Here is a 14179-nt window from a genome sequence, read left to right as displayed (position 1 = left end):
GGTTGCCGGGCGGTAGCGTGACGTTGCGAATCGCCTTGGCGGATTGCCCGGCCAGCCCAGGCAGTCTAGCCTTGGATGCGAATTTGAAAATGGAAATTGCGTGGCCGGTTCCTCTAAATCCTTTCACATCCTGGCGATAGGCGGTGCGCATATCGACCGGCGCGGCCAAGTCTCCGGCCCATACGTGCCGGCCGCCTCCAACCCCGGCAGGATGCGTGACGATGTCGGCGGCGGCGTCTTCAACGCGTTGCGCAATGCGGTGCAGCGCGGCGTTTTAGCCTCGCTGCTGTCCGTGCGCGGGGGCGATTCCGGGGCCGACAGCGTAGCGCAGGCGATTGCCGAGGCCGGCATCACGGATATTTCGGCGGTGTTTCTCGACCGCTCGACGCCAAGCTACACCGCGCTCATCGACCGCGACGGCGAGTTGATCGCCGGATTTGCCGACATGGAGCTTTATGAACTGGCGTTTCCGAAACAGATGAAGCGGGCCAAGGTGCGCGAAGCGATCGACGCTACCGACGCCGTGCTGTGCGACGCCAATCTGCCGGCGGCGGCTTTGGAACGGCTGGCGGACCTTGCGCAGGGCAAGCCCCTGTTCGCCATCGCCATTTCACCGGCCAAGGTGATGCGGTTCAGGCCGGTGATGGACCGACTGTCGCTCTTGTTCATGAACCGGCGCGAAACCGTCGCCCTCACCGGGTTGGATCGGAATGCGGATGAAGAAGCCGTCGTTGCGGGCTTGCGCAGGACTGGACTCAAGGCCGGCGTGATCACGTCTGGAAACGCACCGGTGCTGGCTTTTGACGAAGAGGATATCTTCACCATCGCGCCACCCGCGCCGCGCCATGTCGCCGACGTCACCGGGGCCGGCGATGCGCTGGCCGGCGCGACGGTGGCGGCGTTGCTGCGGGGGCTGACGCTGCACTGCGCCCTGCGCGAAGGCGTGGCAGCGGCGATCCTTGCCATCGAAAGCAACAATGCCGTACCGGACTTGACCGCAACCGCCTTTGGCGAAGCGCTCGCCCTTGTGCCCGAGGCGCGTGTGGTGGCATAAAAAAGCGAGGAAATGGAGCCCGTCATGATCCCGGAAGCCGCCCGCCCCTTCATCGACATTCATCCGCCCGTGGCCGAGGCGCTCGCCACCGGCCGGCCCGTCGTGGCGCTGGAATCGACCATCATCACCCACGGCATGCCCTACCCCGACAATGGCGCCATGGCGGCCGATGTCGAAAAGATCATCGTCGACGAAGGCGCGATGCCGGCGACCATCGCGGTGGTGGACGGGCGCATCAAGATCGGCCTTTCCGACGGCGAGCGCGAATCGCTGACCATGACCGGCGACGCCATGAAACTGTCGCGCGCCGATCTCGGTTTTGCCGTCTCGCAGGGGCGCACCGGCGGAACCACGGTCGCCGCCACCATGATCTGCGCGCATATCGCCGGTATAAAAGTGTTCGCCACCGGAGGCATCGGCGGCGTGCACAAGGGCGCGGAAAAGAGTTTTGATATTTCCGCCGACCTGGACGAATTGGCGCGCACGCCCGTCATCGTCGTATCGGCCGGCGCGAAGGCCATTTTGGACATCGAAAAGACCCTGGAAGTACTGGAAACGCGCGGCGTGCCGGTGATCGGCCATGGCTGTGAGGTCATGCCGGCGTTCTGGTCGCGGCATTCGCCCTTTCGCGCGCCGCTGACGCTGCATTCACCGGGCGAGATGGCGCAACTTTTCAAAACACGGCAGGCGCTGGGGCTCGGCGGCGGCATGCTGATCGCCAATCCGGTGCCGGAAGGCGATGAGATCCCGGCGGCCGAGATGGCCTCCTATATCGAGGCGGCGCAGAAGGCCGCCGAAGCGCTGCATGTCAGCGGCAAGGCGGTGACCCCGTTCCTGCTGGGGAAAATCCTCGAAGTGACCAATGGACGCAGCCTGAAAACCAACATCGCACTGGTTGAGAACAATGCACGGCTGGCGGCGAGGATTGCCAAGGCGCTGTAGCGCCTTTGTCCGGCGCGATCTGCGGCCGTGCCTCCATGAGCGTTACGACGGTCTCACTGTACAATTGCGATTCTTCTGAACCGGCTCTGCGGCTCCGAGGTCACGGCATGGTTGCCGGCAAGCCATCGCGATCAAGAATGCAAACGCGTCACTTGCCGCTTCTCAATCCCGCCTCGTAGGCCAGGCGCGCCCAGACAACCATCTCGTCGGGATCGTCGAGGGCGCTGTCCGGCACGCTCCAATAGGGCATGGCGACCTCCTTGCCGTGGCGGGAGCCGGTATAGGTCCATTGCCGGCAGCTGGCGGCGAGAAAATCCGGCGCGCTTTCGCCATCGCCCTTCAGCAGCAATTCGCCGCGCATTTCGATGGCGATGATGACACCGTCGAAATAGATGCCTTTGCCGCCAAACAGGCGTCGGATCGAAATGGGTCCGAGGCTTTCGAAGAGTTCGGCAAGGCGTTCGTTGTCCATGGGGGTATGATGGCATGGGCGATTGTGCGTGTCAGGTCCGGATTCTTCTTGCGCTAACACCCCTCATCCGTCTCGGCTTCGCCGATCCACCTTCTCCCACAAGGGGAGAAGGTAAGAGCGTGGCGTCATCGTCTCCGCCAATCACCAATGTTGACGATTGGAAGTGCGGATAATGCAGACGTTACCTTCTCCCCCTTGTGGGAGAAGGTGGATTGGCGAGAAGCGACAAGACGGATGAGGGGTGTTGGCCGGAGCATTACCTACGCCGCGCTTTGTGCTCTCGCTTCGGCCAGCGCCTTGAGATCCGCGGGCTTCAGTTCGACGGATTCGCCGCAGCCGCAGGCCGAGCTCTGGTTCGGGTTGGAGAAGGTGAAGCCGGTGCGCAAAGGCGTCTGCTCGAAATCCATCTGCGTGCCGAACAGGAAAAGGGCCGCTTCCGGGGCGACATAGACATGCGCGCCGTCGCGCTCGATATGGTCGTCCTTGGGGCTCGGCTCGGTCACCAGATCGACCGTATATTCCATGCCGGCGCAGCCGCCCTTCTTGATGCCGAGGCGGATGCCATGCGCGTTTTCTCGCGACGAAACGATCTCGAGCACGCGGGTCGCCGCCTTTTCGGTCATGCTGATGACGGAAAAACTTCTCATCTCATTCTCCGCTTCCACGCTAGGTTCAAGGCCTGCGGAACGCAACTGCCTGTAAGATGGTGAAGATTCGCGCTTGACGCAAGGGCGATCAGTACCAGCCGACCGCCACCTGCGCCTCTTCCGACATGCGGTCGGGAGACCATGGCGGGTCGAACGTCATGGTGACTTCGATGCCGGAAACGCCTTCCACGGCACCCACGGCGTTTTCCACCCAGCCGGGCATTTCGCCAGCTACCGGGCAGCCGGGCGCGGTCAGCGTCATCTCGATCTTGACTTGGCGGTCGTCTTCGATGTCGATCTTGTAGATCAGGCCGAGTTCGTAGATGTCGGCCGGAATTTCAGGATCGTAGACGGTTTTCAGCGCCGAGACGATGTCGTCGGTAAGCCGCGCCAATTCGTCGGCTGGAATGGCGGAGGGAGCGGCTACGCCTTCGGCAACCATTCCCGATGTGGCGTGGTGGTCAGCTTGTTCCATGATAGTCACCCGAAGAACTTTCTCGCTTTTTCAAGCGCGTCGGCAAGGGCGTCCACTTCGCCCCGTGTATTGTACATGCCGAACGATGCCCTGCATGTGGAGGTTACGCCAAAGCGTTTCAACAGCGGCTGGGCGCAATGCGTGCCCGCGCGGACCGCCACGCCCTGCCGGTCGATGACCATCGACACGTCATGCGCGTGAATGCCCTGCAATTCGAACGAGACGATGGCGCCCTTGCCCGGCGCGTCGCCGAAGATGCGCAGCGAGTTGATGGCGCTAAGCCGCTCATGCGCGTAGTTTTTCAAATCGGCTTCGTGCGCGGCAATGCGTTCGCGGCCGATGCTTTCCATATAGTCGAGCGCGGCACCCAGCCCGATGGCCTGTACGATGGGCGGCGTGCCGGCTTCAAAGCGATGCGGCGGCTCGTTATAGGTAACGACGTCCTCCGTCACCTCCTCGATCATCTCGCCGCCGCCCATGAAGGGCCGCATGCGCTCCAGCATCTCCTTCTTGCCGTAGAGCACGCCGATGCCGGAGGGCCCGTAGACCTTGTGGCCGGTGAAGACGAAGAAATCGCAATCGAGGTCCTGTACGTCGATCGGCATATGCACGGCGCTCTGGCTACCATCGACCAGCACCGGGATATTTCTCGCATGCGCGATGCGGCAGATTTCCTTGATCGGCGTCACCGTGCCGAGCGCATTCGACATATGGGTGATGGCGACAAGCCTGGTTTTGTCGGTCAGGCTCTTTTCGAAATCCTCGATGTGGAAGCCGCCAAGGTCGTCCACCGGCACCCAGACCAGCTTCGCGCCCTGCCGCTCGCGGATGAAATGCCACGGTACGATGTTGGAATGGTGCTCCAGGATCGACAGCACGATCTCGTCGCCCGCGCCAATGTTCGGCATGCCGAAACCGTAGGCGACTGTGTTGATGGCGGCGGTCGAGTTGGAGGTGAAGACGATATTGTCGGTGCTGGGCGCGTTGAGGAAGCGACGCACCGATTCGCGTGATTTTTCATAGGCATCGGTCGCCGCGTTCGACATGAAATGCAGGCCGCGATGGACGTTGGCGTAGTCATGGGCATAAGCGTGCTGGATGGCGTCCAGCACCACTTGCGGCTTCTGCGCCGACGCGCCGTTGTCGAGATAGACGAGAGGTTTGCCGTAGACTTCGCGCGACAGGATCGGGAAGTCGCGGCGGATCGCCTCGACATCATAGGGAACGGTTTCGATTTTCTGGTCCACTTCAACGTACCTTTGTCGTGCGTCCTTCGAGGCTCGCTCCGCTCGCACCTCAGGATGAGGAGCGTTGTAACATCCCCCACTTCGAAGCGGATACGGAAGCGTTGTTCTTCCCATCCTGAGGTGCGAGCCCGCGAGATCGTTTGCGGTTCACTGTGTCCTTCAAGGGCGAGCCTCGAAGGACGCACCTCACTCACCCATGCGCGACGAACCAGTCGTCCAACTTCAGTTCGAGCGCTTCGACCATCTGTTCGTCGTCCAGTTCCTCGATAACCGCGGCAACGAAGGCCTTGACCAACAAGCCGCGCGCCGTCTTCTCGTCGATGCCGCGCGCCATCAGATAGAACAGATGGTTGTGGTCGATCTCGGTAACCGTCGCGCCATGGCCGCAGACCACGTCGTCGGCGAAGATTTCCAGCTCGGGCTTGGTCGAGAACTCGCCATCATCTGACAGAAGCAGCGTGTTGCAGGCCATGTTGGCGTTGGTCTTCTGGGCGTATTGGTGCACGTTGATGCGGCCCTGGAAGACACCGTGGGCCTGGCCGGTCACCACATTGCGCACGACTTCCGTCGAGGTGGTGTTGGGCACGGAATGGTCGAGCACCATGGTCACGTCGGTATGGGTGTCGCCAGCCAGAAGGTTGATGCCGCGCAACTGGAAGTCGCAGCCCTCGCCCTTGGTCAGGACGTTGATTTCCTGACGCACCAGCCTGCCGCCGATGTTCATAAAGAACAGCGTCAGCTTCGAGTTCTTGCCAAGCTCGGCCTTGAACTGCGCCAGATGCGTCGCCGTATCCGGCTGCTCCTGCACGATGATCCAAGTCACCTCGGCATCGTCGCCAAGCGTCAACTGGCTGACCGAACTGGCCATGCCGTCGCCAGCACCAATCTGGCGCTCGACGATGGTTGCTTTCGCGCCGGCGCCAACCCGCACCGGCAGCCGCACATGGCTCTGGCCACCGGTCAGCATGTTTTGCAGTTCGACTGGCTTTTCGATTGCAGCACCAGCGGCGATGTCGACGAAATAGCCGTCAGCGACAAAGGCCACGTTCAGCGCGCCGATGGCGTCGTCGGTTCCGTAGAGGCCAAGGGCGGGCGCAAAGCTTCCGTCCGTCAATTTGTCGGCCAGGCGCTCGACCGTGACGCCTTCGACGTTCGAGGCTTTCGCGCTCGACACGCCGTTGAGCACCGGCAGCACCAGCGAGCCGTCAACGATGGGCGCAACCGGCTTCGCGGCGGCAGAGGTCGAAAAATCCGGCACCGCGGTCAGCAGGCGGCGCAGATCCGTATAATGCCAGGATTCGACGCGCCGCGTCGGCAGGCCGTGCTTGATCGCTTCGATAGCCTCGTCGCGCTTCACCATCACCGCGCCGTCGCCCGGCAACAGCGACTGGCGGTCGCCGAAAGCGTCGATGAGCGCGGTTTCGGCCTGGGTACGCTGAGGTTGTAAATGCATGTTCATGACTATCCCCTCAGGCGGCCTCGCCGATCACGCCGGCATAGCCATTGGCTTCAAGGTCGAGCGCCAGCGACTTGTCGCCGGACTTGATGACCTGGCCCTTGTAGAGCACATGCACCGAATCCGGCACGATGTGTTCCAGCAGGCGCTGGTAGTGGGTGATGACGACGACGGCGCGATCGGGCGAACGCAGCGCGTTGACGCCCTCGGATACGATCTTCAACGCATCGATGTCGAGGCCGCTGTCGGTTTCGTCAAGCACGCACAGTTTCGGCTCCAGCAGCTTCATCTGCAGAATCTCGGCGCGCTTCTTCTCGCCGCCGGAAAAGCCGACATTGAGCGGGCGCTTCAGCATCGCCATGTCCATGTCGAGCGAACCGGCCGCTTCCTTCACCCGCTTGATGAATTCCGGAATTTTCAGCGGTTCCTCGCCGCGCGCCTTGCGCTGCTCATTCATCGCCACCTTCAGGAATTCCATGGTGGCGACGCCCGGTATCTCCATCGGATACTGGAAGGCGAGGAAAATGCCCTTGGCGGCACGCTCGGCCGGGTCCAGTTCGAGGATGCTCTCGCCGTTGTAGAGGATGTCGCCCTCGGTCACTTCATAGTCGCTCCGACCGGCGAGCACATAGGACAGCGTCGATTTTCCCGAGCCGTTCGGCCCCATGATGGCCGCGACCTCACCGGCCTTGACCGTCAGGTTCAAGCCACGGATGATCTCGGTGCCGTCATCGGCGATGCGGGCATGCAGGTTCTTGATTTCTAGCATTTTTTCTTCCTGAATATTTTTGTCTGTCGCGTCAGTGTCGGGCGGTCAGCCGACCGAGCCTTCGAGGCTGATGCCAATCAGCTTCTGCGCTTCGACCGCGAATTCCATCGGCAGTTGCTGGATCACGTCCTTGACGAAGCCGTTGACGATCAGCGCGATCGCCTCTTCCTCGGGGATGCCGCGCTGCATGACGTAGAACTTCTGGTCGTCCGAAATTTTCGAGGTGGTCGCCTCGTGCTCGAATTTGGCCGTCGAGTTCTTGGCTTCCATGTAGGGCACGGTGTGCGCGCCGCACTGGTCGCCGATCAGCAGTGAGTCGCAATTGGTGAAATTGCGCGCGTTGGTCGCCTTGCGGTGCGCCGAAACCTGGCCGCGATAGGTGTTCTGGCTGAACCCGGCGGCGATGCCCTTGGAGATGATGCGGCTGCGCGTGTTCTTGCCGAGATGGATCATCTTGGTGCCGCTGTCGATCTGCTGGTAGCCGTTCGACACGGCGATCGAATAGAACTCGCCCTGGCTGTCGTCGCCGCGCAGGATGCAGGACGGGTATTTCCAGGTGATGGCCGAGCCGGTTTCCACCTGCGTCCACGAAATCTTCGAGCGATCGCCACGACAATCGCCGCGCTTGGTAACGAAATTGTAGATGCCGCCCTTGCCGTTGGCGTCGCCCGGATACCAGTTCTGCACCGTCGAATACTTGATCTCGGCGTCGTCCAGCGCGATCAGTTCGACCACGGCAGCGTGAAGCTGGTTTTCGTCGCGCTGCGGAGCGGTGCAGCCTTCGAGATAGGAGACGTAAGACCCCTCTTCGGCGATGATCAGCGTGCGCTCGAACTGGCCGGTGTCGGTCGCGTTGATACGGAAATAGGTCGACAGTTCCATCGGGCAGCGAACGCCCTTCGGCACATAGACGAACGAGCCGTCGGTGAACACGGCGGAGTTCAACGTCGCGTAATAGTTGTCGGAAACCGGCACCACAGAGGCCAGATATTTCTTCACCAGCTCGGGATGCTCGCGGATGGCTTCCGTGATCGAGCAGAAGACGACACCGACGGCCGCCAGTTCCTTCTTGAAGGTGGTGACGACGGACACGCTGTCGAACACGGCGTCGACCGCGACGCGGCCCGACTTGTAGACATTGTCGTTCTCGCCATCGAGGCTGTTATCGTCCGCAACAGGCTTTTGCACGCCGGCAAGGATTTCCTGCTCCCTCAGCGGAATGCCAAGCTTGGCATACGTCTTGAGCAATTCGGGATCGACCTCGTCGAGCGACGTCGGCCCGGGCGTGGACTTAGGCGCCGCGTAGTAGTGGATGTCCTGAAAGTCGATTTTCGGATATTCGACGCGCGCCCAATTCGGCTCTTCCATGGTCAGCCAGCGGCGATAAGCCTCCAGACGCCACTCAAGCATCCACTCCGGCTCTTCCTTCTTGGCCGAAATGAAGCGAATGGTGTCTTCGCTCAGGCCCTTGGGGGCCTTATCCATCTCAATGATCGTCTCGAAGCCGTATTTGTACTGATCGACGTCGATCAAACGGACTTGGTCGATGGTTTCCTGCACAGCAGCCATCAGTGTTCTCCATCCTTGCCGGGTTCAAGGCCCGGCAGTTTTCAAACTATGGCACCGCCTATTGGCGTCTCCTTGGAGAACCCATGGAGCGATCCCCCGGGGCGGCGTAAGTTCCATATAGTGCTTCCCGACCGGAAATTCATCCGGCCAATGCGGGACGCACGGCTTGTTCAGGCCTTACGGCCCGATTTCTACATCGCGCTCACGCGACCCGGTCGCGATTGGCGCTGCGGGCGGCGAATTTCGCCAGCGCGGCGCGAAACAGTTCGATCTCGTCGGCGCTCGTTGCCGGTCCGATCGAGACGCGCAATGCGCCCAGGTTTTCGTGCCCCATCGCCTTCAATACATGGCTCGGCCCGATCTTGCCGGACGAGCAGGCGGACCCCGCCGACAAGGACACACCGGCAAGATCGAAGGCGATCTGCGCCGTCTCGGCCTTCATGGTCGGGATAGCAAAGAATGTCGTGTTGGCAAGACGCTGCGTGCCCGCTCCAAAGATTTGGGCGTCGGGCACCAGCGCCGTCACCGTTGCTTCCAACGCATCGCGAAGGCGGCGGACGGCCTCGACGGCGTTCAGGCCGGCAAGTGCTGCCTGCGCCGCCGCGCCGAAGCCGGCGATGGCGGCAAGGTTTTCGGTGCCGCCGCGATGGCCCTTCTCCTGGCCGCCGCCGGGAATAAGCGGCTTCGGCATCATCAGGTCGGCCGCGGCAACGATGGCGCCCGCTCCTTGCGGGCCGCCGATCTTGTGCGAGGACAGAATCAGATAATCCGCGTAACCCGCTGCGATATCGAGTGGAATTCGCCCCGCCGCCTGCACGGCATCCAGCACCAGAACGCCGCCTGCGGCCTTCACCACCGTGGAAATTTGCTGAAGCGGCTGGATGACGCCCGTCTCGTTGTTGGCGGCGTGGATCGCCACCAGCGGCAGGCCTTCGGCCTTGTCGTGCGCGCCAAGCGCTTCTGCCAGTTCGTCCAGACGGACGACGCCATTGCCGTCGACGCCGATCCGCGTCACCTGTGCCGCCGGGAAGCGCCCGCCGTTCAGGATGCAGGGATGGTCGGCCTCGCAGACATAGAGCCGGCCCATGCGCAAGGCTGCGCGGCCCATCTGCCAGTCCGGCGTCAAAAGGGTCGCTGCCGCTTCCGTCGCGCCGGAAGTGAAGACGACATGCTCGGGCTTGCCATTGACCAGTGCTGCCACGTCGCGCCGTGCATTCTCGATCAGGCCGCGCGCCGCGCGGCCCTCGGTGTGGACGGACGACGGGTTCGCGGAGGCATCGAGCGCGCGCAACATCGCGTCGCGCGCTGCAGGCAGCAGCGGCGCGCTGGCGTTATAGTCGAGATAGGCGCGTCTAGCCGCCATTTTCGTCCAATCGATCCCGTCAGAAGCCGTTCCGCGAGGACGGCGCGTTATTTCCTTGAAATTCCTAGGCAAGCCGTCCTATTTACGCATCGCGGCGCGGATGGCTGGCAATTCAAGCTGGCTATCCAGTTTTGAACAATTCTAAACTAGCTTTTAGAAACACGCTGGCTCTCCGTCAAGGCCAGAGTCGAATCTGAGACGGAGTTGTACCGGGAGCCGCACCCTTCGGTTACAGTTGGAGTATTTTATGCCTGAGGTCATCTTTACAGGTCCGGCCGGTCGCCTGGAAGGCCGTTATCAGCCTTCCAAGGAAAAGAGCGCCCCGATCGCCATCATCCTGCACCCGCACCCGCAGTTCGGCGGCACGATGAACAACAAGATCGTGTACGACCTCTTCTATATGTTCCAGAAGCGCGATTTCACGACGCTGCGCTTCAATTTTCGTGGCATCGGCCGCAGCCAGGGCGAGTTCGACCACGGCACGGGCGAGCTTTCTGACGCGGCGGCAGCACTCGACTGGGTGCAGTCGCTGCATCCGGATTCCAAGAGCTGCTGGGTCGCCGGCTATTCGTTCGGCTCGTGGATCGGCATGCAGCTTTTGATGCGCCGCCCCGAAATCGAAGGCTTCATCTCGATTTCGCCGCAGCCCAATACCTACGACTTCTCGTTCCTGGCCCCCTGCCCGTCATCCGGCCTGATCATCCATGGCGATGCCGACAAGGTCGCGCCGCCAAAGGACGTGCAGGGCCTGGTCGACAAGCTGCACACGCAAAAGGGCATCACCATCACGCAAAAGACGCTGCCGGGCGCCAACCATTTCTATTCGAACGACGCGCCGCTTCTGCTGGAAGAATGCGCGGATTATCTCGACCGGCGGCTTAACGGCGAATTGTCCGACCCGCGCCCGAAGCGCCTGCGCTGATTGCCAGTTGACCGGGCCGCTCTGGCTCAAGAAATTGGCACAGGATTGAATAGGGTGCAGGCCTTCGGCTGGAGGCCTGCATGTATCAACCACCCCTTTTCCGCGAGACACGCCCGGACGTTCTGCATGCGCTGATCCGTGCGCATCCGTTCGGCCTGCTAATTTCCAGCGGGCAAGACGGTCCGACTGCCAACCCGCTGCCTTTCGTGCTCGACGACGCCGTCGAGCCGCATGGCAGGCTGCGCGTCCATCTTGCGAGGGCCAACCCGCAATGGCGCGTACTGGCCGACAATCCGGGCACGACGGTGCTAGTCGTCTTCCAGGGCGTCGACAGCTACATCACCCCTTCCTGGTACGAAACCAAACGTGAAACCGGCAAGGTGGTGCCGACCTGGAACTACGCCATGGTGCAGGTGCGCGGCACGGCGCACGTGATCGAAGACGCGGCATGGCTGGCGCAGCAGATTGGCGACCTGACGGGGCTTCACGAAAACAAGCGGCAGGAGCCGTGGGCGGTATCGGACGCGCCCGACGCCTACATCCAGTCGCAGATCAAGGGCATCGTCGGCATCGAGATCGATATTGTCGAGATCAGCGGCAAGTGGAAGGTCAGCCAGAATCGCCCGGTGGCCGACCGCGCGGGCGTTGCCGCAGGCCTCGATGCCGAGACCAAAGCGGCCGATGCGCGGGAAATGGCCGGGCTGGTGCGCAACTATGGCGGACTGGACAAGGCTTAGCTTTTTCCGCCCTTGGCTTCGTCCGGTCGGACGATGATGCCGCCCGACACCGGCTCGCGGCACCCCGTAGTCGTCGGGAAGGTCAGCGGCAGGCCTTTTTGCGCGCGCACCGCCAGATAGGCCCAGGCCTCGGCCTCGGTTGCGTCGCCGTCCAGACCGGCATCTTCCGCCAAAATGACTTCCGCGCCGGCTTTCTCCGCGCCTGCACGCAGGTCGCCGATGATATGAGGGTTTTTCCGCCCGCCGCCGCAGACGATCCACAGTTTTGGGGCCTCCGGCAGATGCTCCGCTGATTTCAGGATCGCGCGGGCCGAAACGGCGGCGAGCGTCCTCGCACCATCGGCCAGTTCAAGCCGTTCCGCGTCGGCCAGCGTGAAATCGTTGCGGTCGAGCGATTTGGGTCCGGGTTTTTCGAAGAACGGCTTTTCCAGATAGCGCTCGACCACCGCGTCCACCACAGCCCCTTCGCTGGCAATCGCACCATCCGCGTCGAAGGGTATGCCGCCCTCGCGAAAAACCCACTGGTCGATCAACGCATTGCCGGGGCCGCTATCGAAAGCGACGGGATCGCCGGTCGCCGGTACATACGTGATATTCGAAATGCCGCCGACATTGACGAAGACCATCGGGTATTTTTTGGCGAAAGGCACGGGCAGCGTGCGGGCGAGCGCTGCGTGATAGGCCGGCACCAGCGGCGCGCCCTGCCCGCCATGGACCATATCATTGGCGCGCATGTCATAGACGACAGGCAGGCCGGTCAGCGAGGAAAGCAGCCCGCCGTCTCCGAGTTGAACCGTCAGGCCGAGATGTGGGCGGTGCAGCACGGTCTGGCCATGAAAGCCGAGAACCTCCGGCACGCCCCACTCCTTGGCATCGCTGCGCAAAAACGCCGCGACCGCTTCAGCATGGCGGCGGGTGATTTCGCGCTCCAGCGCCAAAAGATCGCCCGGCCGTTCGGCGCGGCGCACAATCTGCTTCGCCTCTTCCAGCGCCGCCTCGATGCGGCGGCGGAAATCGGCCTCATAGGCGACAAAGAACGACGGGCCGCGCTCGACGAAATGCTCGCCGTCGGTCCTGAGCATGGCAAGGTCGATGCCGTCCATCGAGGTGCCGCTCATCAGCCCTATCGCGCAAAATGCCGTCATGGTGCCGCCGTTCTTGTGATTCCGTCCCGCAAGATGCTAAACGCGCGCGATCACACTTGCCACGGCCCGCTGAAAAACAGGCCAAAAGCTTTCCGGGAAAGAAATATGGCCGCTTTCAAGTCCGACTTCCTGCGCATCATGAGCGAGCGCGGCTTCATCCACCAGACCTCGGACGATGCCGGGCTGGACAAGCTTTTCGCCACGGAAACGGTGAGCGCCTATATCGGCTTCGATCCGACGGCGTCGAGCCTGCATGCGGGCGGGCTGATCCAGATCATGATGCTGTACTGGATGCAGCAGACCGGGCACCGCCCGGTGGCGCTGATGGGCGGCGGCACCGGCATGGTCGGCGACCCGTCCTTCAAGGACGAGGCGCGCAAGCTGATGACGCCAGAGACGATCCAGTCCAACATCGACGGTATCAAACAGGTTTTTTCGAACTATCTGACCTTCGGTGACGGCACCAACGATGCGCTGATGGCCAACAATGCGGAGTGGCTTTTGCCGCTCAACTATCTCGAATTCCTGCGCGATGTCGGCCAGCATTTTTCCGTCAACCGGATGCTGTCGTTCGATTCGGTCAAGCAGCGGCTCGACCGCGAGCAATCGCTGTCCTTCCTCGAATTCAACTACATGATCCTGCAGGCCTACGACTTCGTTGAACTGAACCGCCGCCACGGCGTGCGGCTGCAGATGGGCGGGTCGGACCAGTGGGGCAACATCGTCAACGGCATCGACCTTGGCCGTCGGCTCGACACGCCGCAGCTTTACGCGCTGACCACGCCGCTGCTGACCACCTCGTCGGGGGCCAAGATGGGCAAGTCGATGAACGGCGCGGTGTGGCTGAACCCCGACATGCTTTCGGCCTACGATTTCTGGCAATATTGGCGTAACACCGAGGACGCCGATGTCGGCCGCTTCCTGAAGCTCTACACCACCATGCCGCTTTCCGAGATCGCGCGGCTGGAAGCGCTGGGCGGGTCGGAAATCAACGAGGCCAAGAAGATCCTCGCGACCGCGATCACCACGCTGCTGCATGGGCGCGAAGCCGCCGACGCCGCCGGCGAGACCGCGCGCAAGACGTTCGAGGAAGGCGTCACCGCCACTACCTTGCCGACAGTCGAGGTGGCGCGCGCGACGCTCGAAGCCGGTGTCGGCATCCTGTCGCTGTTCGTCACGGCGGGCCTTGCCGCCTCCAACGGCGAAGCGCGGCGCCACATCCAGGGCGGCGCGCTGCGCCTCAACGACCAGTTGGTCACCGACGACAAGCGATCGGTGACACTTCAGGATCTGAGTCCGGAAAACGCCATAAAGCTTTCTCTCGGCAAGAAAAAACACATTCTGATCCGCCCGGTGTGAGCCTTCCCTTCTCCCCTTGTGG

The 14179-nt window shown here is 62.3% G+C and carries 14 protein-coding genes; 5 read left to right on the top strand and 9 right to left on the bottom strand.

Features of this window, described 5'->3' with window-relative positions; translation table 11 throughout:
- Positions 1–100: 100 nt before the first annotated feature.
- Together ACX3P1_RS11750 and ACX3P1_RS11745 are read left to right on the top strand one after the other, a co-directional pair.
- Positions 101–1054: a carbohydrate kinase family protein gene (locus ACX3P1_RS11750; protein WP_459079749.1), complete on the top strand. Its 954-nt coding sequence runs from the start codon at positions 101–103 to the stop codon at positions 1052–1054.
- A gap of 24 nt (positions 1055–1078) precedes the next feature.
- Positions 1079–1996, top strand: a complete 918-nt coding sequence (locus ACX3P1_RS11745) for a pseudouridine-5'-phosphate glycosidase (protein WP_459079748.1) — start codon at positions 1079–1081, stop codon at positions 1994–1996.
- A gap of 148 nt (positions 1997–2144) precedes the next feature.
- On the opposite strand, the gene ACX3P1_RS11740 is transcribed toward ACX3P1_RS11745, so the two are convergent.
- From ACX3P1_RS11740 to ACX3P1_RS11705, 8 genes are all read right to left on the bottom strand, one after another.
- Positions 2145–2468: a TfoX/Sxy family protein gene (locus tag ACX3P1_RS11740; RefSeq protein ID WP_459079747.1), complete on the bottom strand. Its 324-nt coding sequence runs from the start codon at positions 2466–2468 to the stop codon at positions 2145–2147.
- Positions 2469–2728: 260 nt separating this feature from the next.
- A complete protein-coding gene (gene sufA / locus ACX3P1_RS11735; protein WP_459079746.1) occupies positions 2729–3115 on the bottom strand; it encodes a Fe-S cluster assembly scaffold SufA in 387 nt (128 codons plus the stop codon).
- 88 nt (positions 3116–3203) lie between these two features.
- Positions 3204–3590 carry an SUF system Fe-S cluster assembly protein gene (locus ACX3P1_RS11730; protein ID WP_459079745.1) on the bottom strand — a complete coding sequence of 129 codons (387 nt, stop codon included), beginning with the start codon at positions 3588–3590 and terminating at the stop codon, positions 3204–3206.
- A 5-nt stretch (positions 3591–3595) separates the two neighbouring features.
- The gene (locus tag ACX3P1_RS11725) at positions 3596–4837 is read right to left on the bottom strand and encodes a cysteine desulfurase (protein ID WP_459079744.1); all 1242 of its coding nucleotides are present in this window, start codon (positions 4835–4837) and stop codon (positions 3596–3598) included.
- Positions 4838–5027: 190 nt separating this feature from the next.
- The gene (gene sufD, locus ACX3P1_RS11720; RefSeq protein WP_459079743.1) at positions 5028–6296 is read right to left on the bottom strand and encodes a Fe-S cluster assembly protein SufD; all 1269 of its coding nucleotides are present in this window, start codon (positions 6294–6296) and stop codon (positions 5028–5030) included.
- Positions 6297–6306: 10 nt separating this feature from the next.
- Complete coding sequence (gene sufC / locus ACX3P1_RS11715) at positions 6307–7062, bottom strand: Fe-S cluster assembly ATPase SufC (RefSeq protein ID WP_459079742.1); 756 nt, start codon at positions 7060–7062, stop codon at positions 6307–6309.
- Positions 7063–7107: 45 nt separating this feature from the next.
- The gene (gene sufB, locus ACX3P1_RS11710; RefSeq protein ID WP_459079741.1) at positions 7108–8631 is read right to left on the bottom strand and encodes a Fe-S cluster assembly protein SufB; all 1524 of its coding nucleotides are present in this window, start codon (positions 8629–8631) and stop codon (positions 7108–7110) included.
- A 202-nt stretch (positions 8632–8833) separates the two neighbouring features.
- Positions 8834–9994 (bottom strand): cysteine desulfurase family protein, encoded by a 1161-nt coding sequence (locus tag ACX3P1_RS11705; protein WP_459079740.1) that lies wholly within the window; start codon positions 9992–9994, stop codon positions 8834–8836.
- 247 nt (positions 9995–10241) lie between these two features.
- On the opposite strand from ACX3P1_RS11705, the gene ACX3P1_RS11700 reads away from it, so the two are divergent.
- Positions 10242–10916, top strand: coding sequence for an alpha/beta hydrolase (locus tag ACX3P1_RS11700; protein WP_459079739.1), 675 nt, complete (start codon positions 10242–10244; stop codon positions 10914–10916).
- An 80-nt stretch (positions 10917–10996) separates the two neighbouring features.
- Complete coding sequence (locus ACX3P1_RS11695) at positions 10997–11653, top strand: FMN-binding negative transcriptional regulator (RefSeq protein WP_459079738.1); 657 nt, start codon at positions 10997–10999, stop codon at positions 11651–11653.
- Here ACX3P1_RS11695 and ACX3P1_RS11690 read toward each other — a convergent pair.
- Positions 11650–12798 carry an anhydro-N-acetylmuramic acid kinase gene (locus ACX3P1_RS11690; RefSeq protein ID WP_459079737.1) on the bottom strand — a complete coding sequence of 383 codons (1149 nt, stop codon included), beginning with the start codon at positions 12796–12798 and terminating at the stop codon, positions 11650–11652. The genes ACX3P1_RS11695 and ACX3P1_RS11690 overlap by 4 nt on opposite strands.
- A 105-nt stretch (positions 12799–12903) precedes the next feature.
- Here ACX3P1_RS11690 and tyrS point away from each other — a divergent pair, with 105 nt between their 5' ends.
- Positions 12904–14157, top strand: a complete 1254-nt coding sequence (tyrS, locus tag ACX3P1_RS11685) for a tyrosine--tRNA ligase (protein ID WP_459079736.1) — start codon at positions 12904–12906, stop codon at positions 14155–14157.
- Positions 14158–14179 lie beyond the last annotated feature (22 nt).

This window comes from Mesorhizobium sp. A623, assembly GCF_054489405.1.
The sequence above is the reverse complement of the archived record's forward strand: the minus strand, read 5'-3'. Positions and strand labels throughout refer to the sequence as shown.

Coding starts and splice junctions, on each gene's coding strand:
- ACX3P1_RS11745 (WP_459079748.1), top strand. CDS start 1,079: ATGATCCCGGAAGCCGCCCGCCCCTTCATCGACATTCATCCGCCCGTG.
- ACX3P1_RS11740 (WP_459079747.1), bottom strand. CDS start 2,468: ATGGACAACGAACGCCTTGCCGAACTCTTCGAAAGCCTCGGACCCATT.
- sufA (WP_459079746.1), bottom strand. CDS start 3,115: ATGAGAAGTTTTTCCGTCATCAGCATGACCGAAAAGGCGGCGACCCGC.
- ACX3P1_RS11730 (WP_459079745.1), bottom strand. CDS start 3,590: ATGGAACAAGCTGACCACCACGCCACATCGGGAATGGTTGCCGAAGGC.
- sufD (WP_459079743.1), bottom strand. CDS start 6,296: ATGAACATGCATTTACAACCTCAGCGTACCCAGGCCGAAACCGCGCTC.
- sufC (WP_459079742.1), bottom strand. CDS start 7,062: ATGCTAGAAATCAAGAACCTGCATGCCCGCATCGCCGATGACGGCACC.
- sufB (WP_459079741.1), bottom strand. CDS start 8,631: ATGGCTGCTGTGCAGGAAACCATCGACCAAGTCCGTTTGATCGACGTC.
- ACX3P1_RS11705 (WP_459079740.1), bottom strand. CDS start 9,994: ATGGCGGCTAGACGCGCCTATCTCGACTATAACGCCAGCGCGCCGCTG.
- ACX3P1_RS11700 (WP_459079739.1), top strand. CDS start 10,242: ATGCCTGAGGTCATCTTTACAGGTCCGGCCGGTCGCCTGGAAGGCCGT.
- ACX3P1_RS11695 (WP_459079738.1), top strand. CDS start 10,997: ATGTATCAACCACCCCTTTTCCGCGAGACACGCCCGGACGTTCTGCAT.
- ACX3P1_RS11690 (WP_459079737.1), bottom strand. CDS start 12,798: ATGACGGCATTTTGCGCGATAGGGCTGATGAGCGGCACCTCGATGGAC.
- tyrS (WP_459079736.1), top strand. CDS start 12,904: ATGGCCGCTTTCAAGTCCGACTTCCTGCGCATCATGAGCGAGCGCGGC.